This window comes from Klebsiella terrigena, assembly GCF_006539725.1.
GTDB lineage: Bacteria > Pseudomonadota > Gammaproteobacteria > Enterobacterales > Enterobacteriaceae > Klebsiella > Klebsiella terrigena.
In genome coordinates this window covers 322,113-348,888 of sequence record NZ_BJNO01000003.1, presented here as the reverse complement: position 1 = coordinate 348,888, position 26,776 = coordinate 322,113, and the positions used below count along the sequence as shown (strand labels likewise).

The window sequence follows — 26,776 nt, the reverse complement described above, 5'->3', positions numbered from 1 at the left end:
TGTCATCGGAAGGTTGTGAGCTGTTCAATTAAAAAAGAATCCATAATTTCAGAACCTTCCGATCGCCCGCTGATGACAGGCCGTAGAATGCACATTTTTTGCCGTTAATGCATGACGACGGGTAAAAATCTTTTCTCTCGCCCGGCGGCGCGGTAGTCTCTTTGATGACGCCGTTAAGAGTGCGTCTCATTCCAATAACGATAACGTAGCAACAGCACAGATTGACAGGACAGGTATGGACTCAACGCTTACATCCCCCCGCCCCGCTGGGGAAGCCCGCTCACTTCATCGCGCGCGAAGAGCGGCGTGGGGCAGCTTCGCCGGCGCCGTGGTCGACTGGTACGACTTTTTGCTTTACGGCATCACCGCCGCCCTGGTGTTTAACAAGGAGTTTTTCCCGCAGATAGGCCCGGCCATGGGCACGCTGGCGGCCTTTGCCACTTTTGGCGTCGGTTTTCTATTCCGCCCGCTGGGCGGCATTATCTTCGGCCATTTTGGCGACCGCCTCGGGCGCAAGCGGATGCTGATGATGACCGTCTGGATGATGGGGATCGCCACCGCCTGCATTGGCCTGCTGCCCTCGTTCAATCAAATCGGCTGGTGGGCGCCGGTGCTGCTGGTGCTTCTGCGCGCGATCCAGGGCTTTGCCGTGGGCGGCGAATGGGGCGGCGCGGCGCTGCTCGCCGTCGAGAGCGCGCCGAAGAATAAAAAGGCCTTCTACAGCAGCGGGGTTCAGATTGGCTATGGCGTCGGCCTGCTGCTCGCAACCGGCCTGGTGTCGCTCATCAGCGCCAATACCAGCGACGAACAGTTTTTGAGCTGGGGCTGGCGCCTCCCTTTCCTCTTCAGTGTAGTGCTGGTGCTGGCAGCGCTGTGGATCCGCAACGGCATGAGTGAATCGGCTGAGTTTGAGCATCAGCAGCAGAAAAAGATGCCCGCCGCGGCGAAAAAGCGCCTGCCGGTCGTCGAAGCGTTATTCCGCCATCCCGGCGCCTTTTTGCTGATTATCGCGCTGCGCCTGTGCGAACTGCTGACGATGTATATCGTTACCGCCTTCGCCCTCAATTACTCCACGCAAAACCTCGGCCTGCCGCGGGAGCTGTTCCTCAACATCGGCCTGCTTGTCGGCGGGATCAGCTGCCTGACCATTCCGTGCTTCGCCTGGCTGGCGGATCGCTTTGGCCGTCGGCGCATCTATATTACCGGCGCGCTGATCGGCACCCTGAGCGGCTTCCCGTTCTTTATGGCCCTTGAAAGCCACTCCTATTTTTGGATCCTGTTCTTCGCGCTGATGCTGGCCAATATCGCCCATGATATGGTGGTTTGCGTGCAGCAGCCGATGTTCACCGAAATGTTCGGCGCCAGCTACCGCTACAGCGGCGCCGGGGTGGGTTACCAGGTCGCCAGCGTCGTTGGAGGCGGCTTTACCCCCTTCATCGCCGCCGCGCTGGTCACCTTCTCCGGTGGCTCCTGGCACAGCGTCGCCATCTATCTGACCGCCGGCTGCCTGCTCTCGGCCATCACCGCCATGCTGATGAAAAAGCCTCAGCACGCCTGACGGCGCCAGGGACGGCGGAAGAGCGTCGTCCCTTAGGAGACCCCATGAACCAGCACAACAGAGCGGCCTGCTGGCCGCAGCGCTTCATTCATCAACAGCTGCCGCTGCAGTTCCACGCTGACCCGACGCTTGCCGAGCTGCCGCTGTTCGAGCGGGCCCGCGGCGGCGAGGCGCTGGCCCAGCTGTGGCAGGCCCCGCAGGGATTCGTGGTTCCCGGCAGCTACCGGAAATTTAGCCAGCTCTCCGCCGTTAGCGAACGTTTTGCCGCGCGCGGCTGGCCGGTTTGGCTGCGCCGCTCCGGCGGCGGCCTCGTGCCGCAGGGGCCGGGGATCGTCAATCTCAGCCTTGCCTGGCCGGTCTATCAGCCGCTGGGCGAGGCCGCTGAACCTATCTATCTGATGCTCTGCGGTCTGCTGCAGCGCGCGCTGGCGACCTTTGGCGTCGATGCCCACTTCCAGGCGGTAACCGGCTCGTTTTGCGACGGACGCTATAACCTCGCCTGCGGTCAGGGGGATCAGGCGCGTAAAATTGCCGGAACCGCGCAGTACTGGCGGCCGATGGCGGAGGGCCGCGGTCATGTGGTGCTCGCGCATGCGGTGATCCTGATCGATGCCGATCCGATCGCCGCGCATCAGGCGGCCAATGATTTTGAGTCACAGCTGGGCAGCGGTCGGATTTACCACGCGGATAAAACCATCACCCTCGCCCAGCATCTGGCCGGTGAAAAAGATCTGCTTTCCCGCTTCCGCCAGGCGCTGGCGATCGAGCTGCAAAATCTTAGCTGAAGGTACTTTTCAGATAGCGGCTGAAAGTCTCTACCGCCCGCGATACGCGCGGCGCGTAGGGGCGGATGACGTACAGACTCCCGGCAAACACGTCCACCGGCCGCCAGCCGGGCAGCAGCATCTGCACCTCTGCGCGCGCTATCGCCTCCCGGGCGCTAAAATCGGGCAATAGCGCAATCCCAAGCCCCGACAGCACCGCATCGCGAAGCGATTCGCTGTTATTCGTGGCGAAGGGGCCGCGCACCGGCACGCTCACGCGCTCGGCGCGATCGTCGTCAGATTCAAACGTCCACTGCGGGCTTTGCGAACCGCGCGGATAGGTCAGACACTGGTGATGGCGTAGCGCATCGGGGGATTCCGGAGCGCCAAAGCGGCGGATATACGCCGGGGAGGCAACAATCAGCGTGGTGGTTTGGCACAGCGTCCACGCGACGTGGGTATCCGGCAACGCCTCGCGTCGGCAGTGACGGATCGCGAGGTCAAATCCCTCGCTGGCAAGGGATACCAGCCGGTCGGTGACCTCCAGCTGCAGCTCAAGCTGCGGATGCTGATGCAGAAACGGCGTCATCGCCGGGACCAGCTGCTGGCGCGAAAAGGCAACCGGGGCCGTCACCCGCAGCGTACCGCGCAGCGGCCCCTCTTCATCACGGGTGCCGTTAAAGATATCGCGCAGCTGGCCGAAGGGGGCGTTCAGCTCAGCCACCAGCCTGATTCCGTCTTCACTGAGCGTCACGCTGCGGGTGGTGCGGTGGACCAGCGTCTTGCCGGTTACCCGCTCCAGCTCGCTGATTTTCTGGCTGACTGCCGATTTACTGACCGCCAGCTTTTCCGCCGCGCGGGTGTAGCTCTTCTGCTCTTCCAGCACCGTGAGCCAGTACAAATGGGTCCAGAAAACGTCGGGGCGCGGATCGCTCATCTTGATTGTTCACCTGTAAAAACAATGAATTCAAATATAGCGGTTTTTGCCTGTCGTCACATTGGATAGCATCGGTTTTGTCCACTCATCGTACATAAGACAATAAGGATGACCTGCTATGCCGCTCCTGACATTTGACGTGATCGAAGGTCGCAGTGAAGATGAAATAAAAACGCTGCTCGACGCCGCCCACCGCGCCGTACTGCATGCCTTCAAGGTACCGGAACGCGATCGCTACCAGATTGTTCATGAAAACAAGCCTCACCATATGGTGATTGAGGATACCGGTTTAGGCCTGACGCGAAGCCACCGGCTGGTGGTAGTGAGGGTGTTCACCAGCCCACGCAGCGAAGAACAAAAACAGCTGTTCTACGCGACGCTGCTCGCCGAGCTGCAGGAACACTGCGGGCTAAGCCCCGATGATTTAATGGTTTCGGTGATAAGCAACCAAAAAGGCGACTGGAGTTTTGGCCGCGGCGTGGCGCAGTATCTGACCGGCGAGCTTTAGCCGCTCACCGCCGGCCCTCGCCGACGGCGGCGCTACGCCCTCGGCGCAGCGGCCATGCGCCTGCGCGCCTTTTGTTCGATATTTTCCAGCAGCTCCTGGACGTCATCTTCATCAATATCGAGGAACTGGCCATCGAGCAGCGCGGCGTGAATGTCCTCGCGGGTCACCGCAAGCCCCAGCGGAACGACTTTGCTTTTCACCTCTTCTGCCGCCAGCGGGTGCGGATAGCGGCGCCCAACGAGGTTATTAAATACGATCGCCAGCAGGGCCAGCATGGCGGAGTTCAGCAGTACCGGCGTCAGCACGAAGTGATAGCCTTCGCTGTGTACGCCAGCGCCGCCGAGGATGGCCGTCAGGGCCACGGCGCCGCCCGGCGGATGCAGGCAGCGCAGGAAATACATGCCCGCAATCGCCAGCCCGGCCGCCAGCCCGCAGGCCAGCGCAAGGTTGGGCACCAGCACGCCCACGGTTACGCCAATCAGCGCCGACAGCACGTTACCGCCGACAATCGACCACGGCTGCGCCAGCGGACTGCTGGGCACGCCAAACAGCAGCACCGCCGAAGCGCCCATAGGGGCGATAAACCACAGGTTGACTTCACCCAGCAGCCAGTGGCTGAACATACTGGTGACCGCCAGCCCCGTCCCTGCGCCGAGGGAGCCGAGGAGAATATGCTTTCTGGCAACCGGCAGCGCGTGCGGCTTCAGGCGACCGATAAAAATGCGGATCCGCGAAAACAGCGCGGAAGGTAAAACGCTTAACATTTCACTGCTCACTCACGTCATATAAATTACTTATATTTTATTTTCTTTTTTTAACCATATTTTAACAACCACGCATTTATCATGCCTATTCCCCCCTCGCCCTGTCCGCCTGCCAGCCATTGACCCCGGCTATGTGATTTCAGCCTACTGCGCTAGAATCATCCCCGTTCGGAATTTCTCCCACTCTACGGATTGAAGGCATAATACGTTGAATAATAATATTAATTTAGAGAAAGAAGTGGCATGGGCCAGCCAGAACATGCCGCGCACCCTGCGCCAGGTAGCCGCGCTTCCCGACCTGAGCCAGGTACGACTGGCCTGCTGTATGCATCTGGATATGAAAATGATCCCGCTGGTGCAGGGCATCCTGGAAAAGGGCGCGCAGGTCTTTTTAACAACCTGCAACCCAACCACCGTACAGGACGACGTCGTTAGCTGGCTGGTAGCGCGCGGCGCAGAAGCCAGCGCCTGGCGCGATATGAGCGATGCCGACTGGCAGCAGTCGTGGGAAAAGGCCATCGCCTGGGGGCCGACGCATCTGTGTGAAATGGGGGCCGATATCACCACCCTGCTCCACCAGCGCGGCGAATTTGGCAATATCGTGGCCGGGTTGGAAGCGACCGGTTCAGGCGTCAGCCGGCTGGGCGATATTCGCCCGGGCTATCCGATTTTTAACTGGGACGATCTGCCGGTTAAAGAGGGCCTGCATAACCGCCACATGGTCGGCCTGACCGCATGGCACACCTTCTTCCAGACCACCCATCTCACGCTGCATGAGAAAAAAGTGCTGGTGATCGGCTATGGCCTGGTGGGCCAGGGCGTTGCCGCCGCCGCGAAGGCCTTCGGGGGCCAGGTGATGGTTGCCGAAATCGACCCCGCCCGTCGCCTGCAGGCGGCTTACGACGGCTGGCATGTCGTCGAACTGCAGGACGCCATGGCTTCAGCTGACGTCGTCGCAACGGCAACCGGCGCTAAAAAAGTGGTTAACAGCAGCGCGCTGGATAAAGCGAAAGACGGCGTATTTATCCTTAACGTTGGCCACGTTGCGGAAGAGATTGACTGCGGCTACCTGCGCCAGTTCAGCCATGAAGAGGTGATGCCGTATATCAACGCCTATCAAATGGGCACTAAAACCCTTTACCTGATGGCCAACGGTTCGATGCTCAACCTGACCGCCGGTTTTGGCGATAGCCTGAACGCCTTTGACGTGACCCTGGCGGTGATGACCAGCGGTATCAACCATATCGTGACCGACGGTATGAAGGCCGAGGCCGAGGTCTATCTGCTGCCGCAGAGCGTGTGGCAAAAAGCGCTGTAAGCGGAATAGCATCAGGGCGCCTGACGGCGCCCTGCTTTGCGGTTTAGCGACTCTCCGGCAGGACGATATTGCTCTCCGAAAGGGTCCCCATCTCGTTAAACACCGTACAGGCTGCCTCCACCAGGTGCATCGCCAGCGCCGCGCCGCTCCCCTCGCCCAGACGCATCCCCATATCCAGATACGGCTCAAGCTGCAGATGCTCAAGCGCAATGCGCGCCCCCTTTTCCGCCGACAGATGCGAGGGGATCAGATAGGGATGAACGGCTGGCGCAATGCGGCAGGCCGCCAGCGCCGATGCGTAGGAGAGGAATCCGTCCAGCACCACCGGCAGCCCGCAGGAGGCGGCCCCCAGCATCACGCCGGTCATGCCAACCAGATCGAAACCGCCAACCTTTGCCAGCACCTCGAGGCCATCCTCAGCCCGCGGCTGATTGACGGCAATGGCCCGACGCACCACCTCCGCCTTATGCGCCAGCTGCGACACAGGCAGGTTCGCCCCAATGCCGACCGTATCCTGCGCATCGCGCCCGGTCAGCACGCTAAGCACCGCCGCCGCCGGCGTGGTGTTCGCCATTCCCAGCTCGCCGACGCCGAACAGCGTCACGCCCTGAGCCGCCAGCTCGCGGGTATAGTCGATGCTCGCCAGCAGCAGCGCCGTCGCCTGCTCGCGGCTCATTGCCGCCGTTTGCGCAATATTGCCGCTGCCTCGCGCCACTTTTAGGTCGACAAGGCCGGGGATCGGATCGGCATCGATCCCAACGTCAACCACCCGAACTTTTGCCCCCGCCTGCGCCGCAAGGACGCAAACGCCGGTGTTTTGCCGGGTCATGTTTCTCGCCTGGATCGCGGTAATCGCCTGGGGCGAGATAGCCACGCCCTCGTGCCAGACGCCGTGATCGGCGCACATCACCACGATGGCTTTTTCTGCCAGCCGCAGCTGACCTTTCAGCCCCGGCATGCCGGCAAGCTGTACCGCCAGCGCCTCCAGGCGGCCGAGGCTGCCGGGCGGTTTTAATAAACCATCAAGATGCTGCTGCGCCTGGGCCATCGCCGCCCGATCCGGCTGCGGAATGTCGGCAATGAGGGCCGAAAGTGTGTCCATGATGTTCCTCGTAGCGCTTAAAGGGAGCGGACCGTTGCGCCCGTATTCTCTGCGTTCGGGCCAGAAGTCTGCGTTATACGGCGGTTCGCCATACACAAGAAAGGAGTCGTTCAGAGGGAATGCCTGGGATAACTCCCGGCGACGAGAACCGCCGCCGGGCTGGGCCGAGGAGATTACTCTTCGACCTTCGCTTCGCCGATAACTTTCAGCTTTTTGGAAATGTCGCGGCGCTCTTTAGAGAGTTCAGCATTTTTGATGATGTAATCATCAACGCGATCTTCGTAATCGCTCTTCATGCTGGCAATGATGCCCTGGATAGCTTCAACGCTCATGCCCGGTTTGATGTAGTCGCTGAGGTTGTCCAGCAGCAGTACGCGCTTCTGGTTATCGCGGATCTTTTTCTCAACGTCCTGAATTTCACGCTGCAGCTTATTCTTACGACGATACAGACGAACAAACTCCAGTACGTCCTGGAAAGAAGGCTTAGTTGTTTCCATTTTTATACCCCTAATATTTGAGATTCGGATTCGCTAAAGCGACTGCAATATAGGGCTAACATAACTGTTAGCAGCCGCTGATGACAATGTTTTTTCCTTTAGGGTTATCATACCCCTAAATGCTGCTGAATCGAAGCAACCTGTGGGTCGATGTCGCGTATCTGGTTTTTATTTACGCAACGCCCGACAGATCAAATTCGACAGCAGCTCAAGCTGGCGCGCCATCTCTATGGTTAGCCAGACGTAGCCGTGTATCGGCGTTTCCGAGAGATTTTCGCCCGGGTGCTCTTTGATAAGCTGGCGCAGTTCGGCGACGATCTCATTGAGCTTTTCAGCGTTAGCGCGGATCGGCTGCGGGTTACCTTCATAGAGGGCGTGGGCGATGGTCAGCAGCGTTTGCTGGGTCATTTGCTGAGTTTCGCGCAGCGTACGGGAGTTTAGCATCACAAAGTGCCCCGGCCGCGACACCCAGTAAGCGTTAACCTGCAGCTCAAGCATACAGACCAGGTTACGGCTGACGGTCTGAATTGCCTCGAAAATGGCCTTCTGGATATGGGTCTCTTTGCTCGCCGGCGTAATCAGTCCGCGCATTTTTACCACGTCGTTGAGGACTTTTTGCAGGTGTTTTTCCAGCCGCGGGCGCTCGACCAGGTTTGGTGAGATCCCGGCCTGATACAGGCGATTAAGGGCAGTGACGTAATTTGCCATCTGGATACGCCAGTGCAGAAACGCCCGCTGCGGCCAGATGCCGGTAAACAGCATCGCCAGCAGGGAGCCGAAGATAACGTCGCCGCTTCGCCACAGCGCGGTGTTCATGTCCCCCGGCGGCGCCCCTACCACCACCGCCAGCGTGATGCCAATCAGCAGCGCCTGATAGGGCTTTTTCCCTAAGGCCAGCCAGCCGCAGAGGAACATCGCCGCCGCGCACCACAGCACCATCACGGGTAGGGAGATAAGCTCCAGCTTGAGCGCCACCAGCCCGAGCGCAGAGCCAAGGATGGTGCCGCCGATACGCTGAAACGCGCGCGGCACCACGTTGCCCCAAAACGATATCGGCCCCATCACCACCACCAGCGTAATCAGCGGCCAGGTGCCTTCCGGTACGTTCAGCAGCCGTACCAGTAAAAAAGTGAGAACAAAAGCCAGCGCGATGCGAATGCCATGCACGATTCGGTAATGTCGATACAGGCGAATTTCGAAAGGCTTAAGTGATTTATCAGCGCGCACGACCCTCTCCGCTAAGAAGAAAAGGCCGATTGTAACTGCTTTTTCACCGCAAGCATCACGCTAATGTAAGAAACCTTGTTTATTCCGTGGATAAGCGCCTACCCGCCGATACGCTCAACGGGCACGTACATTTCTATATCCCAGTGGCCGTCGCGATTGCCGTCGTTAAGATAGAGCTCAAAGCAGGGTTTTGCCGCCAACTGGTACTCTTTGCTTTGCAGCAGGTTCTCAAAGAACTGCAGCCAGGGCGTGGAGAAATCATGATTCAGCACCCGCGCGCGGGCAATAGCGTACTCTCCGCCGGCGATCCCGGTCAGAATCACCCCTTCGCTATTGGCAGGAATGACGAAGTCGTCGTCCACCGTCACTACGGTGTCGCAGCGCAGCTTCTCTGCCGGAACCTGATCCGGGTTATCGTAATAGACGGCGATCCACTCCCGGGCCGGGATCTGGCGGCTGTTGACCCATACCGCCAGCTGCTCAAAACCCTGCTTAACGGTCTGCTCCCAGGGCCCTACCATATGAAAACCGGCGATTTTACGCGCGCCGACGGACTTAACGCTGTAGTTCATATTGCCTCCGCGATTGATAGAAAATACTGTATAAATATACATACAATGTAGCAGGCAGCTAAAAAACAGTATGTGCGCGGATTCACAGAGTCGCCATTGGCCGGCGTTGAAAAAATGATTCAGGAAGCGGGTACGCAGAACGGATAATTGACTCAAGAGGCTGGGCCGTCCGGCGCTGCCGGGCTGGCCTCTGCGCTAGCCTCGGCGTGGATACCTGCCGCCGGCGGTTACAGCCTAAAAGGAAGCTCAATCCCCATACTGGCTCCCAGATCGTCGCTGTCGCTGTGGTTAGCGTCGGTATACCACACGGAGGTGCTGAGACGCACGGTGGGCATCGCGTCGCCGCTCCAGCCTAACTGCACGCCTTTTAGGGTATCGGCGTACGGGAAGGCTTTATTAATCCGCTGATTTTTCGGGTTCACCTCGGCGTAGATCAGCCGTGCGCTCCAGCGCCGATCCTCCCCCGTCACCAGTTCGACCTTGCCGGCGTACAGGCGCCCGTCGCCGCCCATCGCGTCGCCTGGCGGGTAGCCCTGCTGGTAGTAGCCATCTTGGTAGATAAGGTTGAGCTGTAGCCGGTGACGCGCAGGTCGGCTTTTAACGCCCTCAGGCGCTGGTTCACCCGGCCCAGCACGACTCTCTCTACGGGCGTTGTCGGATGCGCGTTGGCAAGCGCGCGGCCAATCTCCTCTTCGCTCAGGGGCCAGGTCGATAAACTCAACGACAGGGTTCCGCGATCGGATAACCAGGCTAAATCATTGCGGACGTCGTTATCGGCCAGAACCAGACCAGAGGCAAAGCCTGCGGGACTCAAAACGGCCGCAAGCCCCAGAGAAAGCGCACTACGCGCGAAAAATTTCATCTTCCCAGCGCCATTTCAGACGCACGGGCGCCGGAGAATTTCCTTAAAGGGTGAGTAGGTACGGTAATTGACTGAAACTAAACGAATCGCCAACCAGCGCCACAACGGCGTGGGGCGAGAAAGGGTGCCGCTCCGCAGGAGAGCGGCACCGGGGGGAGCTACAGCTTGTGGTGCAGATAATCACTCATGCGCGAGAACACGCCGCCCTTGCCAACGCTTTCCAGCGTCACCAGCGGCAAGTGGGCCACGACCTTGTCGCCGTCGTAGAGCGAAATTTCACCAACCCGCTGATTGGCGGCGATCGGCGCTTCCAGCTCTTTCTGGTCCAGCACATATTTGGCCTTGATTCGCGAAACCTCCGACTTCGGCAGCGCTAACCAGAAGTCCTGGTCGGTACCGAGCTGGATCTGCTCCTTATCGCCATACCAGATGTGCTCGCTGCCCACTTTTTTGCCTTTTTGTAGCACCTGGACGGTGTCGAAGTTTTGCTGGCCCCAGTGCAGCAGTTTGGCCGCCTGCTGCTCGCGCCCTTTCGGACTCTCGGCCCCCATCACCACCGCAATCAGGCGGCGCTGGCCGTCGACGGCAGAAGCAATAAGGTTAAAACCGGCGCCGGAGGTATGGCCGGTTTTCAGGCCATCGACGTTCATGGTTTTATCCCACAGCAGGCCGTTGCGGTTCTGCTGGGTGATCCCGTTCCACGTCAGGCTTTTCTGACTGTACATGTGGTACACATCAGGCTCGCCGTGAATAATCGCCCGCGACAGAACCGCCAGATCGTAGGCCGAGCTATGCTGCCCCGGCGCGTCCAGCCCGTGTACGGTTTCAAAATGGGTATCCTGCAGGTGCAGCTTTTGCACATATTCGTTCATCAGGGCGACGAACTGCGGCTGGCCGCCGGCAACGTAGTCGGCCAGCGCCACGCAGGCGTCGTTCCCGGAGTCAACGATAAGCCCGCGGCTTAAATCGCGGACGCTGAGCCGATCGCCAGGCTTGAGGAACATCAGCGATGAACCATCGAATACCGGGTTGCCCTTCGCCCAGGCATCTTTGCCGACGGTGACCATATCGTCAAAGGTGATGCGGTGGCTGTCGATGGCGCGGTCGACGACGTAGCCGGTCATAAGTTTCGTCAGGCTGGCGGGGTTGCGCTGCTGATGTTCGTTACCGGCGGTCAGGATCTGACCGGTGGTGTAGTCCATCAGCACCCAGGAGCCTGCCTGGATGGAAGGCGGCGTCACGGTGACGGGAAAATCATTAGCGGCAAAGGCGCAAGAAACGCTCGAAGCGAGCAAAGTTACAGCAATAAAAAAACGGCCTTTCAACGGCATATCCTCAAGATTTACAGATTCGCCGTCCTTTTTACGGAAGTTCTCCTTTCATATCATGGTTTAATTGCAAGAAAATATGACACGATAAACGCCCTGCGCGGCCGATGCCCTTCTGATGCCCGGGCAAATCGTTTACCATAGCGCGTCATACTTCAGCAGCATGTGCGTTGGCTTTATGACACGGCTCATCCCTGAGTATCGGCCTTACGGGCCGCTGCGACACGGCGTGCAGAGCCGTTGCGGACAGATTTGTCGTTTACCGCGAACGATTTAGAGTACGGACGCCAACCACCACGGAAAATAGACAGACTATGCAAGATAGCGCCAATCAGCCCGGATTTTTATTCCACGACTACGAAACCTTTGGCACCCGTCCGTCCCTTGACCGGCCGGCGCAGTTTGCCGCTATCCGCACCGACGCGGATCTTAACGTCATCGGCGAGCCCGAGGTGTTCTACTGCAAGCCGGCTGACGACTATCTGCCGCAGCCGCAGGCGGTGATGATTACCGGCATCACGCCGCAGGAAGCGATCGCCAAAGGCGACAACGAAGCCGCCTTTGCCCGCCGCATTCACGACCTGTTCACGGTGCCAAAGACCTGCATTGTGGGTTACAACAACGTGCGTTTCGATGACGAAGTCAGCCGCAATATTTTCTATCGCAACTTCTACGATCCTTACGCCTGGAGCTGGCAGCACGATAACTCGCGCTGGGACCTGCTGGACGTGATGCGCGCCTGCTACGCGCTGCGCCCGGAAGGCATCAACTGGCCGGAAAACGACGACGGCCTGCCCAGCTTTCGCCTTGAGCATCTGACCGTGGCCAACGGCATCGAGCACAGTAACGCCCACGATGCGATGGCCGACGTGTATGCCACTATCGCCATGGCCAGGCTGGTCAAAACCCAGCAGCCTCGCCTGTTCGACTACCTTTATACCTTCCGCAATAAGCGCAAGCTGGCGACGCTGATTGACGTGCCACAGATGACGCCGCTGGTCCACGTCTCCGGGATGTTCGGCGCCGCGCGCGGCAACACCAGTTGGGTGGCTCCGCTGGCGTGGCATCCGGATAATCGCAATGCGGTGATTATGGTTGACCTTGCCGGCGATATGTCGCCGCTGCTGGAGCTGGACGCCGACGCGCTGCGCGAGCGGCTGTATACCGCCAAAGCCGACCTCGGCGACCTGCCGGCGGTACCGGTCAAGCTGGTCCATCTCAATAAATGCCCGGTGCTGGCCAAGGCCAATACGCTGCGCCCGGAAGATGCGGAGCGTCTGGGCATCAACCGCCAACGCTGCCTCGATAACCTGCAGCTGCTGCGCGGCCAGCCGCAGGTACGGGAAAAAGTGGTGGCCATTTTCGCCGAGGCGGAGCCGTTTGTGCCTTCCGATAACGTCGATACTCAGCTCTACAACGGCTTCTTCAGCGATGCCGACCGCGCGGCGATGAAGATTGTGCTGGAGACCGATCCGCGCAACCTGCCGGCGCTGGACATTACCTTCGCCGATCAGCGCATCGAGCGCCTGCTGTTTAACTATCGCGCGCGAAACTTCCCGGGCAGCCTTGATGAAGCCGAGCAGCAGCGCTGGTTAGAGCATCGTCGGGAGGTGTTTACGCCGGAGTTTTTGCAGGCTTATGCCGATGAGCTGCAGATGTTGCAGCAGCAGTATGCTGACAATAATGAGAAGCTGATGCTGGTGAAAGCGCTATGGCAGTACGCGCAGGATATTGTTTAGAATAAATAAATTCCCGGACTGCGCGACGCAGGCCGGGAACGGTTATTTACCCTTTCGCACGGCTGGCGATAATCGCCTCCGCCACGTTACGCGGGGCCTCCGCGTAATGATGGAACTCCATGCTGTAGGTCGCCCGCCCCTGGGACATCGAGCGTAGCGTCGTGGAATAGCCGAACATCTCGGCCAGCGGCACGTCGGCGCGGATAATCTGACTACCGAAGCGCTCTTCCATCCCCTGCACCATGCCGCGGCGCGAAGAGAGATCGCCCATAATGTTGCCGGCATACTCTTCCGGGGTTTCCACCTCCACATGCATCACCGGTTCGAGAATCACCGGATCGGCCCTGCGCGCGCCCTCCTTGAAGCCGAAAATAGCCGCCATGCGGAAGGCCATTTCCGAGGAGTCGACGTCGTGGTACGAACCAAAAGTCAGGGTCGCTTTGACGTCCACCACCGGATAGCCTGCCAGCACGCCGGTGCCCATCGCTTCGCGCAGACCTTTTTCCACCGAAGGAATGTACTCGCGCGGCACCACCCCGCCTTTGGTGGCATCTTCAAAGACGAAGCCGCTGCCGGGCTCCAGCGGTTCGAGCGTCAGCACCACGTGGCCGTACTGCCCCTTGCCGCCGGACTGGCGGACGAATTTACCTTCCACCTCTTTCACCGTTTTGCGGATCGTCTCGCGGTAGGTCACCTGCGGACGGCCGATATTCGCCTCAACGCCAAATTCGCGCCGCATCCGGTCAACGATAATTTCCAGATGCAGCTCGCCCATCCCGGAAATAATCGTCTGCCCGGACTCCTCGTCGGTGTGCAGGCGGAACGACGGATCTTCCGCCGCCAGGCGCTGCAGCGCGATGCCCATTTTCTCCTGATCCGCTTTGGTTTTCGGCTCGATTGCCAGCGAAATCACCGGCTCCGGAAACTCCATCCGCTCCAGGGTGACGATCGCATTCGGATCACACAGCGTGTCGCCGGTGGTGACGTCTTTCAGGCCAACGCAGGCGGCGATATCGCCGGCGTGCAGCTCGTCCACCTCGTGGCGATCGTTGGCGTGCATCAGCACGATGCGACCGATACGCTCTTTTTTACCTTTAACCGGGTTATAGACCGCATCCCCTTTCTTCAGGGTGCCGGAATAGACGCGGATAAAGGTCAGCTGGCCCACGTAGGGGTCGGTCATCAGCTTGAACGCCAGCGCCGAGAGCGGTTCATCATCGGCAGGATGACGCTCCGCCGGCCGGCCTTGCTCATCAACACCCTGAATCGCCGGGATATCCAGCGGGGACGGCATCAGTTCAATGACCGCATCGAGCATCCGCTGGACGCCTTTGTTCTTAAAGGCGCTGCCGCACAGCACCGGCTGGATCTCTCCGGCAACGGTGCGCTTACGCAGCCCGGCGACGATCTCAGCCTCGCTCAGATCGCCGGTTTCGAGATATTTGTCCATCAGCTCGTCGCTGGCTTCCGCCGCCGCTGAGACCATTTTTTCCCGCCACTGGTGGGCGGTTGCCAGCAGCTCATCCGGCACCGGCGCATAGCTGAAGGTCATCCCCTGGGTCGCATCGTCCCACAAAATGGCGCGCATTTTGATGAGGTCAACGACCCCAACGAAGTGCTCCTCGGCGCCGACGGGAATCACCACCGGCACCGGGTTGGCCTTCAGGCGGTCGATCATCATCTGCACCACGCGGAAGAAATCGGCGCCGGGGCGGTCCATTTTATTGACGAAGGCCAGCCGCGGGACGTGATACTTATTCGCCTGCCGCCAGACGGTTTCCGACTGCGGCTGCACGCCGCCGACGGAGTCGTAGACCATCACCGCGCCGTCGAGTACCCGCATGGAGCGCTCGACTTCAATGGTAAAATCGACGTGCCCGGGGGTGTCGATGATATTAATCCGGTGCGGCTCAAAGCTGCGGTCCATGCCGGGCCAGAAGCAGCTTACCGCGGCGGAAGTAATGGTTATCCCGCGCTCTTGCTCCTGCGCCATCCAGTCGGTTGTTGCCGCGCCATCGTGTACTTCACCCAGCTTATGGCTCATTCCGGTATAGAACAGAATGCGCTCAGTGGTGGTGGTTTTACCGGCATCGATATGCGCGGAGATACCGATGTTGCGATAACGTTCGAGGGGGATGGGTCGGGGCATGATGCGTCCTTAGTCATTTTGACTGTCAGTGAGCGGCGAAATCGCCGCGGTTCGTTCAACGGCCTCTATCATAGTACAACTGTACGAGTATATTCGAACTATTTTTGCTATCGTTACTATCGGTGAAGCTGCAGCACCGCGCGTGGCTTTAGCGATTGAGTTTGGGTATATTACCGGCCAGCCGCCGATACGGGCTGCTGTTCCGCGGAACAGAGCAACCGCCGACACAGGAATATTATGATCGCCAATCACCCCGAACGTGAACAAATCCGCCTTGAAAATGTTCTTTTTGCCCTTGGCAATCCGATGCGGCTGGAGATTATTCGCATCCTCGCCGACGGCAGCGAACAGAGCTGCAACGCCCTGCGCCATGAAGACGTTGCCAAGTCCACCATGACCCACCACTGGCGCGTGCTGCGCGATAGCGGCGTGATATGGCAGCGCCCGCAGGGACGGGAGAATATGATTTCGCTGCGCAGGGAGGATCTGGAGGCGCGTTTTCCCGGACTGCTGGATACGCTACTCAGAGTGATGCGCCAGGAAGCGCAGGAGTGACGGAAACAAAAAAGCCGGAGGTCTCCCCCCGGCTTTTTTCATTCTGATGCGCGATCAGGCAATGTCTTCGTACTGCGGAACCGGGTTACGGAAACGACGGGTTACGCAGGCCAGGTAGACCAGGCCGATGGTGCCCCAAATCAGGCCCAGAACCATAGAGCTCTGCTCCAGGTTGACCCACAGTGCGCCAACGGTCAGCGCGCCACAGGTTGGCAGCACCAGGTAGTTAACGTGGTCTTTCAGAGTCTTGTTACGCTTCTCGCGGATCCAGAACTGCGAAATGACCGACAGGTTAACGAAGGTGAAGGCCACCAGCGCCCCGAAGTTAATCAGCGCCGTCGCGGTGACCAGGTCGAATTTAATCGCCAGCAGCGCAATGGCACCCACCAGCAGCACGTTAAACGCCGGGGTACGCCATTTCGGGTGAACGTAGCCGAAGAAGCTGGTCGGGAATACGCCATCGCGGCCCATCACGTACATCAGACGGGAAACGCCCGCGTGTGCGGCCATACCGGAAGCCAGAACGGTCACGCTGGAGAAGATCAGCACGCCCCACTGGAAGGTTTTGCCCGCCACGTACAGCATGATTTCAGGCTGCGACGCGTCCGGATCTTTAAAGCGCGAGATATCCGGGAAGTACAGCTGCAGGAAGTAAGAGGCGCCGATGAAGATCATCCCGCCAATCAGCGCGGTCAGGAAGATGGCCTTCGGGATCACGCGCTCTGCGTCTTTGGTCTCTTCAGACAGAGAAGAGATACCGTCAAAGCCGAGGAACGAGAAGCACAGAATGGTCGCACCGGTAATCATCGGCACCACGTGGGCCCCTTCAGACCAGAACGGACGGGTGCTGGTCAGCGTACCGGCGCCTTCACCGTGCATGATACCGTAGATAATCAGGCCGACGATAACCGCCACGATGCCCATCTGCAGAACCACAATCAGGGTATTGAAGTTCGCCACGGCCTTGATGCTGCGCAGGTTGGACACGGTCATAAAGCCGACCAGCGCCACCACGAAGATCCACGACGGAACGGAAGGCATCAGCGCTTCAAAGTAAATCTTCGCCAGCAGGATGTTGATCATCGGCATAAACAGATAGTCGAGCAGCGATGACCAGCCAACCATAAAGCCAACGGCCGGGCTGATAGATTTCTGAGCGTAGGTGTAGGCGGAGCCTGCAGACGGAAAACGACGAACCAGTTTACCGTAGCTCAGCGCCGTGAAAAGAATTGCGATCAGCGCGAAGGCGTAGGCCGTCGCAACGTGACCGTCAGTCAATCCAGAGACGATACCAAACGTATCGAACAGCGTCATCGGCTGCATATAGGCCAGGCCCATCATGACAACCGGAATCAACGTAAGCGTTTTACGTAATTCCACGCGAGAGGTTTTTGGAGTAGCGTTATGCGACATTGTGGTCATCCCCTTTTACGGCGAAAGCCATCGCGTAAGCAAAAAATTGCCCCATTTCTGTGTATTCCTCAGCGACAACAACTGTCGGTTTTTAGTAAATATCTATCCGGTACGAAGCCCGGCCTCTTGGTATTGAATGATGTGTCTTTAAAGCAAAAAAATAACCGACACTTTAAAAAGCGTCGGCTAGTTTCTGTTTTTCAGGCCGCGTATTTTGCAACATTTACTGGCCGGATGACAAGCCGTAGAAGAGCCAAAAAATTGCAGAAATTATTTAATAGCCTAATATTCATACAATTTTAGTATTGTATATCCTGCGAATAGCATTATTTGCTAAAACCGCATTCTGCCACCATCCGCTGGCGAGACCGGAAGCGTCCTCATGCCAGCCAATCCACGCCCGGTAGAGCGGTTGATGGGCGGCAACCTCCTTCATTATCAGCTCGCCGAGGTCAAGCTGGGCCTGGGCCAGGTAGCGCGGCAGATAGCCCCAGCCAAGACCGGCGGAAACCAGCGCCAGCAGGCCGGGAAAATCAAACGCCGCCAGATTCTCCTGATCGTCAGCGGACGGCCAGCCACCGCCGCAGATAATGGCCCGGTGGCGCTTCATTACCCGCCAGCTCAGCGGTTCCGGCAGCTGCGCCAGCGGATGCTGCGGGGCGACGACAAAAATATGCTCCAGCTCGCCGAGCGAAGTGAAACCGTAGCCGCTGAGGGCTGGCGGATCGCTTAACGCGCCGAGCACGATATCCGCCCGCCCTTCGACCAGCGCCTCCCAGCGGTCGCTCACGGTCTCGCGGCTAAAGCGCAGCTGCGCCAGCTGGTGCTGCTGATAAAACTGGCCCACCAGCGGCGCCAGTAAAGAGAAGGGAAAGGTGGCGTCCACGGCAATGACCAGCGCGTTTTCCCAGCCCTGGTGCAGCTTAATCGCCTGTTTTTCCAGCTCCCGCGCGGTGTGGAGCACTTCGCGCCCCTTTTCCAGCAGCAGCTGGCCGCTGGGGGTAAAGCGCGCGCGGTGTCCGCTGCGGTCAAGCAGCTGAATATTGAGATCGCTTTCCAGCTTATGAATGGTGTAGCTCAGCGCAGAGGGCGTTTTATAAAGCTTTGCCGACGCCGCAGCAAAGCTCCCCTCTTTTTCCAGCGCATCCAGAATAACGAGGACATCCAGCAGTGGTTTCATCGCCGCCCCCTTACGGTTCGCGATTTCCCGCTGACTGATTACTCCATCGGCATAACCAGCGGGTCCGGGTACTGATACTCAAACCCCAGCTCGTAGCAGATGCGGTTGCCGTCGATAATCTTGCCGGTATCGCCGTCCGGGTTATCGGCAAACACCGGTGCCGGCAGGCCAAGTTCGCGGGCCATCTGCGGATAGAAGACGCCGCGAGCGGGATGCTTTGGCGCACATATATTATAGATGTGTCCGCCCTTCGGGGCCTGCAGCAGCAGCTCAATCGCGGCGATAACGTCCTGCAGATGGACCAGATTGACCCCCTGCTGGCCGTCCGGCGCCGACTTACCGGCAAAGAAACGTCCCGGATGGCGCGATGGCCCCACCAGCCCGGCGAGGCGTAAAATATCGACCGAGGTTCCCGGAAGGTTATGCAGCCAGTCCTCCAGCTCTTTAAGCACCCTGCCGCTGGCGGTTTGCGGATTGCGGGGGGCGCCCTCTTTCAGGGTGCCGCTGGCGTTGCCATACACCGAGGTGGAGCTGGTAAAAATTATCCGCGGAACGTGGTGGACTAACGCGGTATCCACAATTTCCTGCACCGCCTGCAGGTAGAAATCCTCCCCCGGGCCGGTACGGCGAGCCGGCAAGGTGATCACCAGCGCATCGACGTTCATTAATGCATCCAGATCTTCGGTGTCGCACACCAGCTGCGGTTCAAGTCGCAGCGGATAGCCGTCAATTCCGCACATCCGCGCCGCCTCCACGCCATCCTGCGTCGTCTTACTGCCGGTCACCTCCCACCCACGCGCCATCAACGATAGCGCAAGGGGCATACCCAACCATCCTAATCCGACAATCGCGACCTTTTTCATACTCTGGCTCCTGGCTCTTTCGCTGTGCTGACTTAAGGCTACGCCAGCCGGCGGCGGCTGACAATTTCTTCGGTGAATATGAAATGAATTAATGATAGTAAAAAGCCCTTGCTTTATGCCGCTGAACTGGTTTAGGTTAAAGGCATCAAATGCATAGTCATTCAAAGAGAATTTTATGAACTGCGTTCAATCTAAAAACCACCATCATCACCATCATCCTGACTAGTCTTTCAGGCGATGTGTGCTGGAAGACGTTTGGATCTTCCAGAGGTGCATGAACGCAAAGAGAGCCCCCGGAAGATTTACTTCCGGGGGCTTTTTTTTGAATTAAATTCGGACAGATTCAGACAGGTATAAGAGGAAAAGAAGAATGTTAGACAACAGCCGTTTACGCATAGCTATTCAAAAATCAGGCCGCCTGAGTGAAGATTCACGCGAATTATTGAGCCGCTGCGGCATCAAAGTGAATCTGCACACTCAGCGCCTGATTGCGCTGGCAGAAAATATGCCGATCGATATTCTGCGCGTGCGTGATGACGATATCCCGGGCCTGATTATGGACGGCGTGGTCGATCTGGGCATTATCGGCGAAAACGTGCTGGAAGAAGAGCTGCTGAGCCGCCGCGCTCAGGGCGAAGACCCGCGCTACTTCACCCTGCGTCGTCTGGACTTCGGCGGCTGCCGCCTGTCGCTGGCCACGCCGGCGGACGAACGCTGGGACGGCCCGGCGGCGCTGGACGGCAAGCGTATCGCCACCTCCTACCCGCACCTGCTGAAGCGCTACCTCGATCAGAAAGGCATTTCGTTTAAGTCCTGCCTGCTGAACGGCTCCGTTGAAGTCGCCCCGCGCGCGGGCCTCGCCGATGCGATTTGCGACCTGGTGTCTACCGGCGCCACCCTCGAAGCCAACGGCCTGCGCGAAGTGGAAGTGATGTTCCGCTCCAAAGCCTGCCTGATTCAGCGCGACGGCGACATCGCCGATGCCAAACAGCAGCTGATTGACCGCCTGCTGACCCGTATTCAGGGCGTTATCCAGGCGCGGGAATCGAAATACATCATGATGCACGCGCCGACCGAGCGTCTGGAAGAAGTGGTGGCCCTGCTGCCAGGCGCCGAGCGCCCAACGATCCTGCCGCTGGCGGGCGATAAGCAGCGCGTCGCGATGCACATGGTCAGCAGCGAAACCCTGTTCTGGGAAACCATGGAAAAACTGAAAGCGCTCGGCGCCAGCTCGATCCTGGTTCTGCCGATTGAGAAGATGATGGAGTAATCCAGCCAGCTCAGGCCCCACCGGGCCTGTCTCAGAGATTAAACAGGGGAAACGATCATGAGCTTCAACACAATCATCGACTGGAATAGCTGTAGCGCCGAACAACAGCAACAACTATTAATGCGCCCGGCAATTTCCGCTTCCGACAGCATCACACGCACCGTTGCTGAGATCCTTGATAACGTCAAACAAAACGGCGACGCGGCGCTGCGCGAGTACAGCGCAAAGTTTGATAAGACCGACGTCAAGGCGCTGAAGGTCAGCGACGAAGAGATCGCCGCCGCCGGCGAGCGCCTGAGCGACGAGCTCAAGCAGGCGATGGCGGTTGCGGTACGCAATATTGAAACCTTCCACAACGCCCAGCAGCTTCCGGGCGTGGACGTTGAGACGCTTCCGGGCGTGCGCTGCCAGCAGGTCACCCGCCCTATCGCCTCCGTCGGCCTCTATATTCCCGGCGGCTCGGCGCCGCTGTTCTCTACCGTATTAATGCTGGCGACGCCGGCGCGCATCGCCGGCTGTCAGCAGGTGGTGCTGTGCTCCCCGCCGCCCATTGCCGATGAAATTCTCTATGCCGCCCAGCTGTGCGGCGTGCGTAACGTCTTTAACGTCGGCGGCGCGCAGGCGATTGCGGCGCTGGCCTTCGGCAGCGAATCGATTGCCAAAGTGGACAAAATCTTTGGCCCGGGTAACGCCTTCGTTACCGAGGCTAAGCGTCAGGTCAGCCAGCGTCTCGACGGCGCGGCGATCGACATGCCCGCCGGTCCGTCAGAAGTTCTGGTGATTGCCGACAGCGGCGCGACGCCGGACTTCGTGGCGTCAGACCTGCTGTCGCAGGCCGAGCACGGCCCGGATTCTCAGGTTATTCTGCTGACCCCGGACGCTGAAATGGGCCGCCGCGTCGCCCAGGCCGTTGAGCGCCAGCTGGCGGAGCTGCCGCGGGCGGAAACCGCTCGCGAGGCGCTCTCAGCCAGCCGCATTATCGTGGCGCGCGATCTCGCGCAGTGCGTGGAGATCTCCAACCAGTACGGCCCGGAGCACCTGATTATTCAGACCCGCAGGGCGCGCGAGCTGGTTGACAGCATCACCAGCGCCGGGTCGGTATTCCTCGGCGACTGGTCGCCAGAGTCGGCGGGCGATTATGCCTCCGGCACCAACCACGTGCTGCCGACCTACGGCTATACCTCTACCTGTTCCAGCCTCGGCCTGGCGGATTTCCAGAAGCGCATGACGGTGCAGGAGCTGTCCCGCGAAGGCTTTTCCGCCCTGGCGTCAACGATTGAAATTCTCGCCGCCGCCGAGCGCCTGACCGCCCACAAAAATGCCGTTACGCTGCGCGTTGCAGCGCTTAAGGAGCAAGCATGAGCATCGAAGATTTAGCCCGCGCTAACGTCCGTGACCTGACGCCATACCAATCTGCTCGCCGCCTGGGCGGTAAAGGCGACGTCTGGCTCAACGCCAACGAATTCCCGACCGCGGTTGAATTCCAGCTAACTCAGCAAACGCTGAACCGCTACCCGGAAGGCCAGCCGAAAGCGGTGATTGAGAACTACGCGCAGTATGCCGGGGTTAAGCCCGAGCAGGTGCTGGTCAGCCGCGGCGCCGATGAAGGCATTGAGCTGGTGATCCGCGCCTTCTGCGAGCCGGGAGAGGACGCGGTGCTCTACTGCCCGCCAACCTACGGCATGTACGGCGTCAGTACTGAAACCTTCGGCGTAGCCTGCCGGACGGTGCCGAGCCTGAGCGACTGGCAGCTCGATCTCCCCGGCATCGCCGCCAATCTCGACGGCGTGAAGGTGGTCTTTGTCTGCAGCCCCAACAACCCGACCGGGCAGGTGATTAACCCTGACGATATGCGCGCGCTGCTGGAGATGACCCGCGGCAAGGCGATTGTCATCGCCGACGAAGCCTATATCGAATTCTGCCCGCAGGCGACGCTGGCCGGCTGGCTGAGCGACTATCCGCATCTGGTGGTGCTGCGCACGCTGTCGAAGGCCTTTGCCCTCGCCGGCCTGCGCTGCGGCTTTACGCTGGCTAACGCCGAGGTGATTAACCTGCTGATGAAGGTCATCGCTCCCTACCCGCTCTCCACGCCGGTCGCCGATATCGCCGCCCAGGCCCTTAATGCTCAGGGTATTGCCGCCATGCGCGCTCGCGTCGCGCAGATCGTAGAGGAGCGAGAGTACCTGATTGGCCAGCTGCGCGGCATCGCCTGCATTGAGCAGGTTTTCGATTCCGAGACCAACTACATCCTCGCACGCATTAAAGCCTCCAGCGCGGTATTTAAATCTTTGTGGGATCAGGGCATTATCTTACGAGACCAGAATAAACAACCCTCATTAAGCGGCTGTTTGCGTATCACTATCGGTACCCGTGCAGAGAGCCAGCGCGTGATTGACGCTTTGACTGCGGAGAATGTATGACCCAGAAGTTTCTCTTTATTGACCGTGACGGTACGCTGATTTCCGAGCCACCGGTTGATTTTCAGGTAGACCGCTTTGAAAAGCTGGCCTTTGAGCCGCAGGTGATCCCTGCGCTGCTGAAGCTGCAGCAGGAAGGCTATCGGCTGGTGATGATCACCAATCAGGATGGTCTGGGCACCGACAGCCTGCCGCAGGATGAGTTTGACGGCCCGCACAACCTGATGATGCAGGTATTTGCTTCCCAGGGCGTGAACTTTGAAGAGGTGCTGATTTGTCCGCACCTGCCGACGGAAGGCTGCGACTGCCGCAAGCCGAAAACCCAGCTGGTGCTGCCGTGGCTGGAAGAAGGCGTGCTGGACAAAGCCAACAGCTACGTCATCGGCGATCGCGCCACCGACATCGAGCTGGCGGAAAATATGGGCATTATCGGCCTGCGCTACGACCGCGAGACCCTCGACTGGCCGACCATCTGCGAGCAGCTTACCCGCCGCGACCGCTACGCCCACGTTGAGCGCATTACCAAAGAGACCCAGGTTGATGTGAAGGTCTGGCTGGATCGCGAAGGCGGCAGCAAAATCCACACCGGCGTCGGCTTCTTCGATCATATGCTCGATCAGATAGCCACCCACGGCGGCTTCCGCCTGGAAATTAACGTCGGCGGCGACCTCTATATTGACGATCACCACACGGTGGAAGATACCGGCCTGGCGCTGGGCGAAGCGCTGAAGCTGGCGCTGGGCGATAAGCGCGGCATCAGCCGCTTTGGCTTTGTGCTGCCGATGGACGAGTGCCTGGCCCGCTGTGCGCTGGATATTTCCGGGCGTCCGCACCTCGAATATAAGGCCGATTTTGCCTATCAGCGCGTTGGCGATCTGAGCACGGAGATGGTGGAGCACTTCTTCCGCTCGCTCTCCTACACCATGGCGGTGACGCTGCACCTGAAAACCAAAGGGAAGAACGATCATCACCGCGTCGAGAGCCTGTTTAAGGCTTTTGGCCGCACGCTGCGTCAGGCAATCCGCGTCCAGGGCGACACGCTGCCATCTTCAAAAGGGGTGCTGTAATGAACGTGGTGATCCTCGATACCGGATGCGCCAACCTCAATTCGGTGAAGTCGGCAATTCTCCGCCACGGCTATCAGCCGGCGGTGAGCCGCGATCCGGACGTGGTGCTGCGCGCCGACAAGCTGTTTTTACCCGGCGTGGGCACCGCCCAGGCGGCGATGGACCAGCTGCGCGACCGCGAGCTGATTGAGCTGGTGAAGGCCTGCACCCAGCCGGTGCTGGGGATCTGCCTCGGCATGCAGCTGCTTGGCCGGCGCAGCGAAGAGAGCAACGGCGTCGATCTGCTGGGCATTATTGATGAAGACGTGCCGAAGATGACCGACCACGGGCTGCCGCTGCCGCACATGGGCTGGAACCGCGTGTACCCGAAAGCGGGGAATCGCCTGTTCAGCGGTATCGAGGACGGGGCCTATTTCTACTTCGTCCACAGCTACGCGATGCCGGTCAATCCACACACCACCGCCCAGTGCAACTACGGCGAGCCGTTCACCGCCGCGGTACAGCAAGATAACTTTTTTGGCGTGCAGTTCCACCCGGAGCGCTCGGGCAGCGCCGGCGCCCAGCTGCTGAAAAATTTCCTGGAGATGTGATGATAATTCCGGCTTTAGATTTAATTGACGGCACGGTAGTCCGTCTCCACCAGGGCGATTACGGCCAGCAGCGCGACTACGGTAACGATCCGCTGCCGCGCCTGCAGTCCTACGCCGCTCAGGGCGCAGAGGTGCTGCACCTGGTCGATCTGACCGGCGCGAAAGATCCTGAAAAGCGACAGATTGCGCTGCTCAAAACGCTGGTTGCCGGCGTTGACGTACCGGTACAGGTCGGCGGCGGCGTGCGTACGGAAGAGGACGTCGCGGCCCTGCTCGATGCCGGCGTCGCGCGCGTGGTGGTAGGGTCTACGGCGGTGAAATCGCCGGAGACGGTGAAGGGCTGGTTCAAACGTTTCGGCCCACAGCATCTGGTGCTGGCGCTCGACGTGCGCATCGATGCCGAGGGTAATAAGCAGGTGGCGGTCAGCGGCTGGCAGGAAAACTCCGGGGTGACCCTCGAGGAGCTGGTAGAAAGCTATCTGCCGGTTGGCCTGCAGCACGTGCTGTGCACCGACATCTCCCGCGACGGCACCCTGGCCGGTTCTAACGTCTCTTTATATGAAGAGGTGTGCGCCCGCTATCCGCAGGTCGCGTTCCAGTCCTCCGGCGGCATCGGCGATCTTAACGATATCGCCGCGCTGCGCGGAACCGGCGTTCGCGGCGTCATTGTCGGCCGCGCCCTGCTGGAAGATAAATTCAACGTAACGGAGGCCATTCAATGCTGGCAAAACGGATAATCCCCTGCCTCGACGTTCGCGACGGCCAGGTAGTGAAAGGCGTGCAGTTCCGTAATCATGAAATCATCGGCGATATCGTCCCGCTGGCGAAGCGCTACGCCGACGAAGGCGCGGATGAGCTGGTCTTCTACGACATCACCGCCTCCAGCGACGGCCGGGTGGTCGATAAAAGCTGGGTTTCCCGCGTGGCGGAAGTTATCGATATTCCGTTCTGCGTCGCCGGCGGGATTAAGTCGCTGGAAGACGCGGCGCAGATCCTCTCTTTTGGCGCAGACAAGATTTCAATTAACTCCCCTGCCCTGGCCGATCCGACGCTGATTACCCGCCTCGCCGAACGCTTTGGCGTGCAGTGCATCGTGGTGGGTATCGATACCTGGTTCGACGCCGATACCGGCAAGTACCACGTTAATCAGTACACCGGCGACGAAGCCCGCACCCGGGTGACCCAGTGGGAAACCCTCGACTGGGTAGAGGAAGTGCAGAAGCGCGGGGCCGGAGAGATCGTGCTGAACATGATGAACCAGGACGGCGTGCGTAACGGCTACGATCTTGCGCAGCTGAGCAAAGTCCGCGCCGTGTGCCACGTGCCGCTGATCGCCTCCGGCGGCGCCGGCACGATGGAACACTTCCTTGAAGCCTTCCGCGACGCTAACGTCGACGGCGCGCTGGCCGCATCGGTGTTCCACAAGCAGATTATTAATATTGGTGAACTGAAAGCGTACCTGGCAGCAAAGGGCGTGGAGATTAGGGTATGTTAACTGAACAGCTGGACTGGCAAAAAACCGACGGCATGATGCCGGTCATCGTACAGCACGCTATTTCCGGCGAAGTGCTGATGCATGGCTACATGAATCAGGAAGCGCTCGCGAAGACCGAAGAGAGCGGAAAGGTGACCTTCTGGTCGCGCACCAAACAGCGCCTGTGGACCAAGGGCGAAACCTCCGGCAACTTCCTCAACGTGGTGAGCATCACGCCGGATTGCGACAACGATACCCTGCTGGTACTGGTTAATCCGATTGGCCCAACCTGCCACAAGGGCACGTCCAGCTGCTTCGGCGAAGCGGGACACCAGTGGCTGTTCCTGTATCAGCTGGAGCAGCTGCTGGCCGAGCGTAAGCACGCCGACCCGGAGAGCTCCTATACCGCGAAGCTGTACGCCAGCGGCACCAAGCGCATTGCGCAGAAGGTTGGCGAGGAAGGCGTGGAAACGGCGCTGGCCGCTACGGTGCATGATCGGTTTGAGCTGAAGAATGAGGCCTCGGACCTGATGTATCACCTGATGGTGCTGCTGCAGGATCAGGAGCTCTCCCTGCAAGACATCATCGCCAACTTAAAAAGCCGTCATCAGTAAACCCGGCG

Annotated in this window: 27 protein-coding genes, 1 pseudogene and 1 other annotated feature; of the genes and pseudogenes, 15 read left to right on the top strand and 13 right to left on the bottom strand. The window is 59.4% G+C overall.

What is annotated here, in order from left to right:
- Positions 1 to 235: 235 nt before the first annotated feature.
- Together shiA and RTE01_RS06475 are read left to right on the top strand one after the other, a co-directional pair.
- Positions 236 to 1,558: a shikimate transporter gene (gene shiA / locus RTE01_RS06480; protein ID WP_123551655.1), complete on the top strand. Its 1,323-nt coding sequence runs from the start codon at positions 236 to 238 to the stop codon at positions 1,556 to 1,558.
- Between the two features lie 44 nt (positions 1,559 to 1,602).
- Positions 1,603 to 2,343 carry a lipoyl protein ligase domain-containing protein gene (locus RTE01_RS06475; RefSeq protein WP_134526956.1) on the top strand — a complete coding sequence of 247 codons (741 nt, stop codon included), beginning with the start codon at positions 1,603 to 1,605 and terminating at the stop codon, positions 2,341 to 2,343.
- Here the strand turns inward: RTE01_RS06475 and RTE01_RS06470 are convergent.
- Positions 2,336 to 3,259 (bottom strand): LysR family transcriptional regulator, encoded by a 924-nt coding sequence (locus tag RTE01_RS06470; RefSeq protein ID WP_134526960.1) that lies wholly within the window; start codon positions 3,257 to 3,259, stop codon positions 2,336 to 2,338. The two genes, RTE01_RS06475 and RTE01_RS06470, sit on opposite strands and share 8 nt — an antisense overlap.
- Before the next feature lie 118 nt (positions 3,260 to 3,377).
- Between RTE01_RS06470 and RTE01_RS06465 the strand changes: the two genes are divergently transcribed.
- Entirely contained in the window at positions 3,378 to 3,767 is a 390-nt protein-coding gene (locus RTE01_RS06465; protein ID WP_041146346.1) for a tautomerase family protein, read from the top strand.
- Between the two features lie 32 nt (positions 3,768 to 3,799).
- Here RTE01_RS06465 and RTE01_RS06460 read toward each other — a convergent pair whose 3' ends face one another.
- Positions 3,800 to 4,531, bottom strand: coding sequence for an HPP family protein (locus RTE01_RS06460; protein WP_041146347.1), 732 nt, complete (start codon positions 4,529 to 4,531; stop codon positions 3,800 to 3,802).
- Positions 4,532 to 4,739: 208 nt separating this feature from the next.
- Between RTE01_RS06460 and RTE01_RS06455 the strand changes: the two genes are divergently transcribed.
- Complete coding sequence (locus tag RTE01_RS06455) at positions 4,740 to 5,849, top strand: adenosylhomocysteinase (RefSeq protein ID WP_134526963.1); 1,110 nt, start codon at positions 4,740 to 4,742, stop codon at positions 5,847 to 5,849.
- A gap of 43 nt (positions 5,850 to 5,892) precedes the next feature.
- Here the strand turns inward: RTE01_RS06455 and cobT are convergent, their stop codons facing one another.
- From cobT to dacD, 7 genes and pseudogenes are all read right to left on the bottom strand, one after another.
- Positions 5,893 to 6,951, bottom strand: a complete 1,059-nt coding sequence (gene cobT, locus RTE01_RS06450; RefSeq protein WP_134526966.1) for a nicotinate-nucleotide--dimethylbenzimidazole phosphoribosyltransferase — start codon at positions 6,949 to 6,951, stop codon at positions 5,893 to 5,895.
- Positions 6,952 to 7,124: 173 nt separating this feature from the next.
- Positions 7,125 to 7,448, bottom strand: a complete 324-nt coding sequence (locus RTE01_RS06445) for a DUF496 family protein (protein ID WP_041146350.1) — start codon at positions 7,446 to 7,448, stop codon at positions 7,125 to 7,127.
- A gap of 168 nt (positions 7,449 to 7,616) precedes the next feature.
- Positions 7,617 to 8,675 carry an FUSC family protein gene (locus tag RTE01_RS06440; RefSeq protein WP_041146351.1) on the bottom strand — a complete coding sequence of 353 codons (1,059 nt, stop codon included), beginning with the start codon at positions 8,673 to 8,675 and terminating at the stop codon, positions 7,617 to 7,619.
- A gap of 98 nt (positions 8,676 to 8,773) precedes the next feature.
- On the bottom strand, positions 8,774 to 9,247 hold the full coding sequence (sbmC, locus tag RTE01_RS06435) for a DNA gyrase inhibitor SbmC (RefSeq protein ID WP_134526969.1): 474 nt from the start codon (positions 9,245 to 9,247) through the stop codon (positions 8,774 to 8,776).
- 227 nt (positions 9,248 to 9,474) lie between these two features.
- Positions 9,475 to 9,807: pseudogene (locus tag RTE01_RS26700) on the bottom strand (capsule assembly Wzi family protein); the annotation flags it as partial.
- Positions 9,714 to 10,109, bottom strand: a complete 396-nt coding sequence (locus tag RTE01_RS26695) for a hypothetical protein (RefSeq protein ID WP_457920873.1) — start codon at positions 10,107 to 10,109, stop codon at positions 9,714 to 9,716. The pseudogene RTE01_RS26700 and the gene RTE01_RS26695, both read right to left, overlap by 94 nt.
- Before the next feature lie 158 nt (positions 10,110 to 10,267).
- Positions 10,268 to 11,434 carry a serine-type D-Ala-D-Ala carboxypeptidase DacD gene (gene dacD / locus RTE01_RS06425; protein ID WP_166793742.1) on the bottom strand — a complete coding sequence of 389 codons (1,167 nt, stop codon included), beginning with the start codon at positions 11,432 to 11,434 and terminating at the stop codon, positions 10,268 to 10,270.
- A gap of 317 nt (positions 11,435 to 11,751) precedes the next feature.
- On the opposite strand from dacD, the gene sbcB reads away from it, so the two are divergent.
- Positions 11,752 to 13,176, top strand: coding sequence for an exodeoxyribonuclease I (sbcB, locus tag RTE01_RS06420; RefSeq protein WP_123551662.1), 1,425 nt, complete (start codon positions 11,752 to 11,754; stop codon positions 13,174 to 13,176).
- Positions 13,177 to 13,222: 46 nt separating this feature from the next.
- On the opposite strand, the gene fusA is transcribed toward sbcB, so the two are convergent.
- Positions 13,223 to 15,325 (bottom strand): elongation factor G, encoded by a 2,103-nt coding sequence (gene fusA, locus RTE01_RS06415; RefSeq protein WP_141334823.1) that lies wholly within the window; start codon positions 15,323 to 15,325, stop codon positions 13,223 to 13,225.
- 237 nt (positions 15,326 to 15,562) lie between these two features.
- On the opposite strand from fusA, the gene RTE01_RS06410 reads away from it, so the two are divergent.
- Positions 15,563 to 15,880, top strand: a complete 318-nt coding sequence (locus RTE01_RS06410) for an ArsR/SmtB family transcription factor (RefSeq protein ID WP_041146359.1) — start codon at positions 15,563 to 15,565, stop codon at positions 15,878 to 15,880.
- 54 nt (positions 15,881 to 15,934) lie between these two features.
- Here RTE01_RS06410 and RTE01_RS06405 read toward each other — a convergent pair whose 3' ends face one another.
- The 3 genes from RTE01_RS06405 to RTE01_RS06390 form a co-directional block, all read right to left on the bottom strand.
- Positions 15,935 to 17,293 (bottom strand): APC family permease, encoded by a 1,359-nt coding sequence (locus RTE01_RS06405; protein ID WP_041146360.1) that lies wholly within the window; start codon positions 17,291 to 17,293, stop codon positions 15,935 to 15,937.
- A 289-nt stretch (positions 17,294 to 17,582) separates the two neighbouring features.
- Complete coding sequence (locus tag RTE01_RS06395) at positions 17,583 to 18,473, bottom strand: LysR family transcriptional regulator (protein ID WP_041146361.1); 891 nt, start codon at positions 18,471 to 18,473, stop codon at positions 17,583 to 17,585.
- A 38-nt stretch (positions 18,474 to 18,511) separates the two neighbouring features.
- Complete coding sequence (locus RTE01_RS06390) at positions 18,512 to 19,336, bottom strand: SDR family oxidoreductase (RefSeq protein WP_041146362.1); 825 nt, start codon at positions 19,334 to 19,336, stop codon at positions 18,512 to 18,514.
- A gap of 175 nt (positions 19,337 to 19,511) precedes the next feature.
- On the opposite strand from RTE01_RS06390, the gene hisL reads away from it, so the two are divergent.
- The 9 genes from hisL to hisIE all read left to right on the top strand — a co-directional run bounded on the left by hisL (position 19,512) and on the right by hisIE (position 26,768).
- Positions 19,512 to 19,562, top strand: coding sequence for a his operon leader peptide (gene hisL / locus RTE01_RS06385; RefSeq protein WP_115193915.1), 51 nt, complete (start codon positions 19,512 to 19,514; stop codon positions 19,560 to 19,562).
- Positions 19,538 to 19,660 (top strand) — a sequence feature (His leader region). Its footprint overlaps the gene before it by 25 nt.
- A gap of 46 nt (positions 19,661 to 19,706) precedes the next feature.
- Entirely contained in the window at positions 19,707 to 20,606 is a 900-nt protein-coding gene (hisG, locus tag RTE01_RS06380) for an ATP phosphoribosyltransferase (protein ID WP_041146363.1), read from the top strand.
- 57 nt (positions 20,607 to 20,663) lie between these two features.
- Complete coding sequence (gene hisD, locus RTE01_RS06375) at positions 20,664 to 21,968, top strand: histidinol dehydrogenase (RefSeq protein ID WP_041146364.1); 1,305 nt, start codon at positions 20,664 to 20,666, stop codon at positions 21,966 to 21,968.
- The gene (gene hisC, locus RTE01_RS06370; protein WP_041146365.1) at positions 21,965 to 23,026 is read left to right on the top strand and encodes a histidinol-phosphate transaminase; all 1,062 of its coding nucleotides are present in this window, start codon (positions 21,965 to 21,967) and stop codon (positions 23,024 to 23,026) included. The genes hisD and hisC overlap by 4 nt, the downstream gene beginning before the upstream one ends.
- Entirely contained in the window at positions 23,023 to 24,090 is a 1,068-nt protein-coding gene (hisB, locus tag RTE01_RS06365) for a bifunctional histidinol-phosphatase/imidazoleglycerol-phosphate dehydratase HisB (RefSeq protein WP_041146366.1), read from the top strand. Before hisC ends, hisB begins: the two co-directional genes overlap by 4 nt.
- On the top strand, positions 24,090 to 24,680 hold the full coding sequence (hisH, locus tag RTE01_RS06360) for an imidazole glycerol phosphate synthase subunit HisH (RefSeq protein ID WP_041146367.1): 591 nt from the start codon (positions 24,090 to 24,092) through the stop codon (positions 24,678 to 24,680). The genes hisB and hisH overlap by 1 nt, the downstream gene beginning before the upstream one ends.
- Entirely contained in the window at positions 24,680 to 25,417 is a 738-nt protein-coding gene (gene hisA / locus RTE01_RS06355; protein WP_076945658.1) for a 1-(5-phosphoribosyl)-5-[(5-phosphoribosylamino)methylideneamino]imidazole-4-carboxamide isomerase, read from the top strand. The genes hisH and hisA overlap by 1 nt, the downstream gene beginning before the upstream one ends.
- Entirely contained in the window at positions 25,399 to 26,175 is a 777-nt protein-coding gene (gene hisF / locus RTE01_RS06350) for an imidazole glycerol phosphate synthase subunit HisF (RefSeq protein WP_141334821.1), read from the top strand. The genes hisA and hisF overlap by 19 nt, the downstream gene beginning before the upstream one ends.
- Positions 26,169 to 26,768: a bifunctional phosphoribosyl-AMP cyclohydrolase/phosphoribosyl-ATP diphosphatase HisIE gene (gene hisIE / locus RTE01_RS06345; protein WP_041146370.1), complete on the top strand. Its 600-nt coding sequence runs from the start codon at positions 26,169 to 26,171 to the stop codon at positions 26,766 to 26,768. The genes hisF and hisIE overlap by 7 nt, the downstream gene beginning before the upstream one ends.
- Positions 26,769 to 26,776 lie beyond the last annotated feature (8 nt).

What these genes read in the sequence shown, in the direction of transcription:
- shiA (WP_123551655.1), top strand. Translation starts at nt 236, where the DNA reads ATGGACTCAACGCTTACATCCCCCCGCCCCGCTGGGGAAGCCCGCTCA.
- RTE01_RS06475 (WP_134526956.1), top strand. Translation starts at nt 1,603, where the DNA reads ATGAACCAGCACAACAGAGCGGCCTGCTGGCCGCAGCGCTTCATTCAT.
- RTE01_RS06470 (WP_134526960.1), bottom strand. Translation starts at nt 3,259, where the DNA reads ATGAGCGATCCGCGCCCCGACGTTTTCTGGACCCATTTGTACTGGCTC.
- RTE01_RS06465 (WP_041146346.1), top strand. Translation starts at nt 3,378, where the DNA reads ATGCCGCTCCTGACATTTGACGTGATCGAAGGTCGCAGTGAAGATGAA.
- RTE01_RS06460 (WP_041146347.1), bottom strand. Translation starts at nt 4,531, where the DNA reads ATGTTAAGCGTTTTACCTTCCGCGCTGTTTTCGCGGATCCGCATTTTT.
- cobT (WP_134526966.1), bottom strand. Translation starts at nt 6,951, where the DNA reads ATGGACACACTTTCGGCCCTCATTGCCGACATTCCGCAGCCGGATCGG.
- RTE01_RS06445 (WP_041146350.1), bottom strand. Translation starts at nt 7,448, where the DNA reads ATGGAAACAACTAAGCCTTCTTTCCAGGACGTACTGGAGTTTGTTCGT.
- sbmC (WP_134526969.1), bottom strand. Translation starts at nt 9,247, where the DNA reads ATGAACTACAGCGTTAAGTCCGTCGGCGCGCGTAAAATCGCCGGTTTT.
- RTE01_RS26695 (WP_457920873.1), bottom strand. Translation starts at nt 10,109, where the DNA reads ATGAAATTTTTCGCGCGTAGTGCGCTTTCTCTGGGGCTTGCGGCCGTT.
- sbcB (WP_123551662.1), top strand. Translation starts at nt 11,752, where the DNA reads ATGCAAGATAGCGCCAATCAGCCCGGATTTTTATTCCACGACTACGAA.
- fusA (WP_141334823.1), bottom strand. Translation starts at nt 15,325, where the DNA reads ATGCCCCGACCCATCCCCCTCGAACGTTATCGCAACATCGGTATCTCC.
- RTE01_RS06410 (WP_041146359.1), top strand. Translation starts at nt 15,563, where the DNA reads ATGATCGCCAATCACCCCGAACGTGAACAAATCCGCCTTGAAAATGTT.
- RTE01_RS06405 (WP_041146360.1), bottom strand. Translation starts at nt 17,293, where the DNA reads ATGTCGCATAACGCTACTCCAAAAACCTCTCGCGTGGAATTACGTAAA.
- RTE01_RS06395 (WP_041146361.1), bottom strand. Translation starts at nt 18,473, where the DNA reads ATGAAACCACTGCTGGATGTCCTCGTTATTCTGGATGCGCTGGAAAAA.
- RTE01_RS06390 (WP_041146362.1), bottom strand. Translation starts at nt 19,336, where the DNA reads ATGAAAAAGGTCGCGATTGTCGGATTAGGATGGTTGGGTATGCCCCTT.
- hisG (WP_041146363.1), top strand. Translation starts at nt 19,707, where the DNA reads ATGTTAGACAACAGCCGTTTACGCATAGCTATTCAAAAATCAGGCCGC.
- hisD (WP_041146364.1), top strand. Translation starts at nt 20,664, where the DNA reads ATGAGCTTCAACACAATCATCGACTGGAATAGCTGTAGCGCCGAACAA.
- hisC (WP_041146365.1), top strand. Translation starts at nt 21,965, where the DNA reads ATGAGCATCGAAGATTTAGCCCGCGCTAACGTCCGTGACCTGACGCCA.
- hisB (WP_041146366.1), top strand. Translation starts at nt 23,023, where the DNA reads ATGACCCAGAAGTTTCTCTTTATTGACCGTGACGGTACGCTGATTTCC.
- hisH (WP_041146367.1), top strand. Translation starts at nt 24,090, where the DNA reads ATGAACGTGGTGATCCTCGATACCGGATGCGCCAACCTCAATTCGGTG.
- hisA (WP_076945658.1), top strand. Translation starts at nt 24,680, where the DNA reads ATGATAATTCCGGCTTTAGATTTAATTGACGGCACGGTAGTCCGTCTC.
- hisF (WP_141334821.1), top strand. Translation starts at nt 25,399, where the DNA reads ATGCTGGCAAAACGGATAATCCCCTGCCTCGACGTTCGCGACGGCCAG.
- hisIE (WP_041146370.1), top strand. Translation starts at nt 26,169, where the DNA reads ATGTTAACTGAACAGCTGGACTGGCAAAAAACCGACGGCATGATGCCG.